The sequence below is a fragment of the Anaerotignum sp. genome, assembly GCF_031981185.1.
Taxonomy (GTDB): domain Bacteria; phylum Bacillota; class Clostridia; order Lachnospirales; family Anaerotignaceae; genus Chakrabartyella.
On the sequence record NZ_DALYUL010000025.1, the window covers coordinates 25,819 to 32,335 of the forward strand.

The 6,517-nt window shown below is 45.6% G+C and carries 7 protein-coding genes; all 7 read left to right on the plus strand.

All coding sequences use genetic code 11. From position 1 onward, the window contains the following. Positions 1–2: 2 nt before the first annotated feature. Positions 3–917: a FeoB small GTPase domain-containing protein gene (locus RTK36_RS13180; protein WP_312047704.1), complete on the plus strand. Its 915-nt coding sequence runs from the start codon at positions 3–5 to the stop codon at positions 915–917. Then, positions 881–2,056, plus strand: coding sequence for a nucleoside recognition domain-containing protein (locus tag RTK36_RS13185; RefSeq protein WP_312047705.1), 1,176 nt, complete (start codon positions 881–883; stop codon positions 2,054–2,056). Before RTK36_RS13180 ends, RTK36_RS13185 begins: the two co-directional genes overlap by 37 nt. Positions 2,057–2,149: 93 nt before the next feature. Continuing rightward, the gene (locus RTK36_RS13190; protein WP_312047706.1) at positions 2,150–2,443 is read left to right on the plus strand and encodes a hypothetical protein; all 294 of its coding nucleotides are present in this window, start codon (positions 2,150–2,152) and stop codon (positions 2,441–2,443) included. A 395-nt stretch (positions 2,444–2,838) separates the two neighbouring features. Beyond that, positions 2,839–3,591 (plus strand): Fe-S cluster assembly ATPase SufC, encoded by a 753-nt coding sequence (gene sufC / locus RTK36_RS13195; RefSeq protein ID WP_312047707.1) that lies wholly within the window; start codon positions 2,839–2,841, stop codon positions 3,589–3,591. 10 nt (positions 3,592–3,601) lie between these two features. Then, entirely contained in the window at positions 3,602–5,008 is a 1,407-nt protein-coding gene (gene sufB, locus RTK36_RS13200; protein ID WP_312047708.1) for a Fe-S cluster assembly protein SufB, read from the plus strand. Positions 5,009–5,022: 14 nt separating this feature from the next. Further along, complete coding sequence (gene sufD, locus RTK36_RS13205) at positions 5,023–6,120, plus strand: Fe-S cluster assembly protein SufD (protein ID WP_312047709.1); 1,098 nt, start codon at positions 5,023–5,025, stop codon at positions 6,118–6,120. Beyond that, the coding region (locus tag RTK36_RS13210) for an aminotransferase class V-fold PLP-dependent enzyme (protein ID WP_331655057.1) at positions 6,113–6,517 on the plus strand (405 nt) is incomplete at its 3' end. The genes sufD and RTK36_RS13210, both read left to right, overlap by 8 nt.

Sequence of the window (6,517 nt, forward strand, 5' to 3'; positions counted from 1 at the left end):
CGATGCAGGCTGTTGCACAAAAAAATATTACCATAGGCCTTATGGGGCAGCCCAATACAGGCAAATCTACCCTTTTTAACGGTCTGACAGGATCCAAGCAGCATGTAGGAAACTGGGCAGGCAAAACAGTTGAGCAAAAGCAAGGGGAATTTACTTATCATAATACAACCTACAAAATTGTGGATCTTCCCGGAACATATAGTCTGGCGGCGAATTCCGAAGAGGAGTTGATCACCAGGGACTACGTTTATTCCAGCAAAAGTGATGCCATTGTCGTAATGATTGATGCTTCGCAATTAGAACGAAGCATGTACTTACTGTCCGATTTTATCGGTGTGCACGTACCCTTGGTTGTCGTGCCAACGATGATTGATGTGGCTGAGAAAAACGGCAAGAAAATTGATTACAAAAAGCTGGAACAACGGCTTGGGGTACCTGTTGTACCGATTGTGACAACACAGAAGGATGGTATTACCAAGTTTTTAAGTCGGCTAGAGGCGGCCACAGGTGATAAAAAATATATTGGAACGGACTTCATTACACAAAAATACCACGAGAATTTTGGAACAGATTTTGGTAAGGTTATAGCCGCACTTCCTAAAAACGGAATTGGAAATTACAGTTCCGAATGGATTGCTGCCAAGCTGTTTGAGGGTGATGATAACATTAAGGCGCTGACCAAAGAAAAATCAGGACAGTCTATCTGGAAAATAGTGGAGTCTATTCTCAATTCTTACAGTGATGGTGCAATCATTGGCGCCAATTGTAAGTATGAATGGATTGATAACGTTTTAGCAAATGCGGTGCAGGCTCATCCAAATAAGAGGCAAAAGAAAAGCGGCTTTGACAGGATCGCAGTTCATCCCATTTGGGGAAGCCTTTGGCGGTTATTTTGGTTTTGCTTGGATTTATTGTAAGCATTATTGTTGCTCTAATCGCTAAGGTGATTTCAGAAGCTGTCACTACGCTTGCTGCTCAAGCTGGGGCGGCTCTGCTGACAGCGGGTACGGCTCCGTTTTTAGTATCCCTGATCGTCGAGGCGCTGGTGCCAGGGCTGATGATGGTTCTGTACATGGTGGCCTTCGTATCAGGTGTAAGCTTTGTTTTTGGATTTATGGAGGATGTCGGATACATGGCCAGAGTCGCCTATGTATTTGACAACCTGATGTCCAAACTTGGACTCCACGGAAAATCGGTCATGCCGTTCCTAATGAGCTTTGGTTGTACCATTGGCGGTGTCTCAGGCGCAAGGGTCATTGATTCATCCAGACAGCGTCTGATTACAATTGCGACCAGCTGGGCCGTTCCCTGCGCAGGAACATGGGGTGTGGTAGGTCTCATGAGCAGTCTGTTTTTCGGGGTAAACGCCGTTTGGGTTATAATCAGCCTATTTGTGGTCGCAATTCTGCACATGAAATTCACTTCTTGGTTTTTTGAAAGAGGGCTTCCCCAGCAGGAAGGAGAGGCAGGACTCATTATGGAGCTTCCTCCCTATCATAAACCAAACTGGAAAACAATCTTTACCTATGTTTGGTCAAGAATAAAAGGCATCGCTTCTAAATCATTCAGCGTTATTATGTTGGTGGCGATTGCTATTTGGCTTCTGTCCTATACCTCCACCGGAAATATCGAAAACAGTGTAATTTATGCAGTCGGTAAGTTCTTAGAGCCGGTGGGCTCTATTTTCGGACTTAGCTGGCAGCTTGTCATTGCGTTTATTGTGGCGGCAATGGGAAAAGAAGCCGCACTGGGCGCGATAGCAGTTCTGTTCGGCGCAGGCACGGGCGTTTCCAGCCTGGCAGGAACAATGGTTACCAGTTCTGTTGCCATCAATCAGACTGGATTGGAAGCTGCTTTATTATCAGCCGTGCAGGCTCCTCAGGCATTGGCGTTTATATTTGCCTTTTTCTTTAATGTTCCCTGCATGGCCGCGGTTGCTGCTTCGGCAAATGAGAGCGGTTCTTACAAATGGACATTGAAGGTGGTGGCTTACTATTTCATTACGGCGCTTGTACTGGCGGGGGTGGCTTATCGGATTGCATTACTCGTTATCTAAAGCCGGTCTTTGGTATTTGTAAGAATGTGAAGCGTACCGGCGGTAACAGGGTTACTCTGCCGGTATGCTTTGTTTATATAGGGAGGTGAAATTATGCTACTGAACAATATTCTTTTGGAGGTCGGTAAAGGAAACATCATCAGCTATAGCGATTTAGCAGAAAAACTAAATACGGATGTCTGCGTAATTGATGCGGCAATCCGACAGCTTTGCCAAATGAAGTATTTATATACCCTTTCAGGAAGCGGAGGAAGCTGCGGAGAGTCATGCCATGGCTGCAGTTTGTCCGGCTCCTGTGGATTAAGTGATAGAGGGGCAAAAATTTTGACAATTACAGAGAGTGGAAATCGGTACTTAAAGACCTTACCAGGCACGATAAACCATTAAGCAAAATAATACCGTGGTACTGAAAGGGAGGTGATATTTATGATATTAGTACTGTGCAAGCACTATCCATAAACATACTGCGTGCTTTTATAAAACAAGCGCAAAGCGGAAGGACATGTTAAATTTTAAAGCATGTGGACTAACAGACTGTATGTCCGGTTTTTATGCATCGGACCAGAAAGAAATGATTACATCTCACTAAAAGGAATATGAACGTTGCAAGTTATATAGGTATTGATATTGTTTTGAATACAGGCTAGATGACGCTTACTGGATAATAAATTACACGGAAAATAAACGGCATATGCGGCGATTTAGGAAAACTGCAAACACAGCTGCTTTAAACTCGTAGTCGTGGCTCATGCCGCTCAAATAAAGAAAGAAGAGGTGCAAATATGGGGAAAACATTATTAAAAATTGAGAACTTGCATGCATTCGTTGAGGAAAAAGAAATCCTCAAAGGGCTGCATTTAGAAATAAAGGAAGGGGAAATCCATGTTTTGATGGGTCCTAACGGCGCGGGAAAATCCACTTTGGCAAACGTTATTATGGGGCATCCGGGCTATAGCGTGACAGACGGACATCTTTATTTTGAGGATGAAGATATTACGGAAGCAAAAACCAATGAACGGGCAAAAAAAGGGCTATTTCTTTCCTTCCAGGCTCCGGAGGAAATTCCCGGTATCACCATGGAAAATTTCTTAAAATCTGCAAGAGCTGCGCTGACTGGTAAAGAAGTAAAAGCGTTCCCATTCCATAAAGAAGTGCTTGCAAAAATGCAGGAGCTTCAAATGGACGAAAGCTATGCCAAGCGTCATGTGAACGTTGGATTTTCCGGCGGGGAGAGAAAGAAAAGCGAAATATTCCAAATGCTGATGCTTGATCCTAAGCTGGCGATTCTAGATGAAACAGACTCTGGATTGGACGTTGATGCGGTCAAGACCGTGTCTTCTGGCATCAATCAGTTTAAAAATGATCATAACGCAATTTTAATTATTACCCACAACACTCGAATTTTGGATCAGCTCCGTGCGGATTATGTCCATGTTCTGGTAGATGGAAAGATTGTAAAAACCGGAAGCACGGATCTGATTGAGCAAATCTCAACAACTGGCTTTGCCTCAATGGAAAACTCAATCGGAAAGTGAGGTGCAAACGATGGAGAAGAAAAAAACAATCGTAGAAGATATTAATCGTGATCTTTATGACATTAAAAACCCAGATAAGGACAGTTATCACATTAACAGAGGACTGACAAAGGAAATTGTCAGCGAAATCTCGTCCCTTAAGAACGAACCCTCATGGATGCTGGAACTTCGGCTGGCCTCGCTGGAAACCTATCATTCTATGGCCATGCCAAAGTGGGGACCATCCCTTCACGAACTGAACATGGACGAGATCGTCACCTATGTGCGGCCGAAGGCTTCTGCAAAGGAAAGCTGGGAAGATGTCCCAAGGGAAATCAAGGAAACCTTTGAACGGCTGGGAATTCCTGAAGCAGAACGGAAATCACTTGCTGGCGTGGGCGCACAGTATGATTCCGAGGTTGTCTACCACAGCATTAAAGAGGAGTTAACGAAGCAGGGAGTTGTCTACCTTGACATGGAAACTGCAGTAAGAGAACATGAGTCTTTGGTACGGGAGTATTTTATGCAGCTCCTCCCAGCAACTTCACATAAATTTCTGGCCTTACACGGAGCTGTGTGGTCTGGCGGCTCGTTTGTCTATGTACCGGAAGGTGTGGATGTTAAGATTCCTCTGCAATCCTATTTCCGCTTTAACGCCCCCGGCGCCGGACAGTTTGAGCATACCTTGATTATTGTGGACAAGGGTGCCAAGCTTCACTTCATTGAAGGCTGTTCCGCACCCAAATATAATACCATCAATCTGCATGCTGGTGCGGTGGAGTTGTATGTCAAGGAAGGCGCGACTCTGCGGTATTCTACCATTGAGAACTGGTCCAAAAATATGATGAACTTAAATACGAAGTGCGCACTGGTTGAGAAGAACGGTAGCATGGAATGGGTTTCCGGCACCTTTGGCTCTCATATTACCATGCTTTACCCTACCAGCATTTTGAATGGAGAAGGCGCGAAAACCGACTTTACCGGCGTAAGCTTTGCCGCCAAGGGACAAAACCTGGATACCGGTTCTAAAGTCGTTCACGCCGCTCCCCACACCTCGTCAACGCTCAGCTCACGGTCTATTTCCAAGGACGGTGGAATTGCTGTATACCGAAGTTCGGTCAATGTCCTGCCTCAGGCACACCATGTAAAATCCGCAGTAAGCTGCGAATCCCTGATGATGGACTCCCTCTCCCGTGCGGATACACTGCCGGTTATGGACATCCGCAATGATGAGGCGGATATCGGGCATGAAGCAAAAATCGGACGGATCAGCGAGGATGCGGTCTATTATCTGATGACTAGAGGAATGGATGAATTAGAAGCCAAGGCTTTGATCGTGCGGGGGTTTGTGGAGCCCATTACCAAGGAACTGCTCTTGGAGTATGCGGTTGAAATGAATAACCTGATTTCGATTGAGCTGGAAGGTAGTATCGGCTAAAGGAGGTGCCAGAAATGAACAAAGCGTTTAAGAATTTAAATGAAATTCCTATGTTGACATGGAGCTGGCTTCATGTCAATGATGCGGATTTAAAGCAGGATTTCCCTGCTGTTTTACCATATCAAAACAACCCTGTACAGGATGTGCTACCAGCTGGAGTGGAAGTGTCATCTTATGAAAAGATAGGAGCCTTGCCGCTTGAGCAGTTGCCTGTCATCAAAGCAAAAAAAGAGCTGTTGGACTATATGTCGCAAAAGCGTAACAGCGGATATATGATTCGTATACCGGAAGGAAGAGAAATGGACAAGCCCATTCTTCTTTCTTATGTTCTAGATGGAATATCCCCTGTCTTGACGGACGATATCCTGATACTGGCTGAAACAGGAAGTAAAGCCACCGTCATAATCCAGTACACCTCTGAGGCAGCTGACACCGTTTCTCATAGTGGAATTACCCGTATTTGGGCAGAAGCTGGTGCGGAGATAACACTCGTCAAGGTACAGATGCTCTCGGAAGGTAGCAGTCATGTGGATCACGTGGCGGCTTCCATAGAGGAAAACGCAAAGGTACAGGTACTGATGGCGGAGCTGGGAGCGCAGGAATCCATTACCAATTGCAGCCTTGATTTGATTGGGGAAGCTGCAGAGGGGCGGATTGACTCTGTTTATCTGGGAGACGGGGAACGTAAGTTGGACATCAACTATATCGTTACTCACTCTCAAAAAAACACCGTAAGCAATATTCAGTCCAGCGGCGTCATGGCTGATCGGTGTAAAAAGGTGTTTCGTGGAACGATAGACTTTAAAAGCGGTGCATCAGGTTCCAAGGGAAGCGAGGAGGAGGTCACTGTATTGCTCAGCCCTGAAATCATCAACATTTCTACTCCGCTTCTATTGTGCGGAGAGGAGGACGTGGAAGGAGCCCATGCCGTCAGCACCGGTACAATTGATGAGGATATGCTCTTTTATCTGATGACTCGTGGCTTTAATGAAACAGAGGCAAAAAAGGTGATTGTGGAAGCATCCTTTTCACCGGTGCTTGAGAAGATTGAAGATGAGAGACTACGAGAAAGCGTTTTCTCATATGTGAGAGGAAGGTTGAGCCATGTTTAATCCCTATATAAAAGATTTTCCTGCTTTGAAACAAACGGTTAACGGTAAGCGGCTGATTTATTTGGATAATGCTGCCACAACCCAGAAACCCCAGACAGTGATTGATGCTCTGACTGCGTATTACAGCCGGGATAACGCCAACCCCCATCGAGGTGCGTATGCACTCAGTGTACGGGCAACAGAGCTTTATGAAGCGGCGCGGGAAACCGTCCGGGAATTTATTGGAGCTGGCAGTACAAGAGAGATTGTGTTTACCAAAAGCGCCACAGAATCCTTAAATCTGCTTGCGTACAGTTATGGCATGAACATCGTTCAGGAAGGCGACGAGATTGTGATTTCCATCGCAGAGCATCACAGCAATCTGGTCCCTTGGCAGCAAGTGGCAGCGGCTAAGAAA

What these genes read in the sequence shown, in the direction of transcription:
- RTK36_RS13180 (WP_312047704.1), top strand. Translation starts at nt 3, where the DNA reads ATGCAGGCTGTTGCACAAAAAAATATTACCATAGGCCTTATGGGGCAG.
- RTK36_RS13190 (WP_312047706.1), top strand. Translation starts at nt 2,150, where the DNA reads ATGCTACTGAACAATATTCTTTTGGAGGTCGGTAAAGGAAACATCATC.
- sufC (WP_312047707.1), top strand. Translation starts at nt 2,839, where the DNA reads ATGGGGAAAACATTATTAAAAATTGAGAACTTGCATGCATTCGTTGAG.
- sufB (WP_312047708.1), top strand. Translation starts at nt 3,602, where the DNA reads ATGGAGAAGAAAAAAACAATCGTAGAAGATATTAATCGTGATCTTTAT.
- sufD (WP_312047709.1), top strand. Translation starts at nt 5,023, where the DNA reads ATGAACAAAGCGTTTAAGAATTTAAATGAAATTCCTATGTTGACATGG.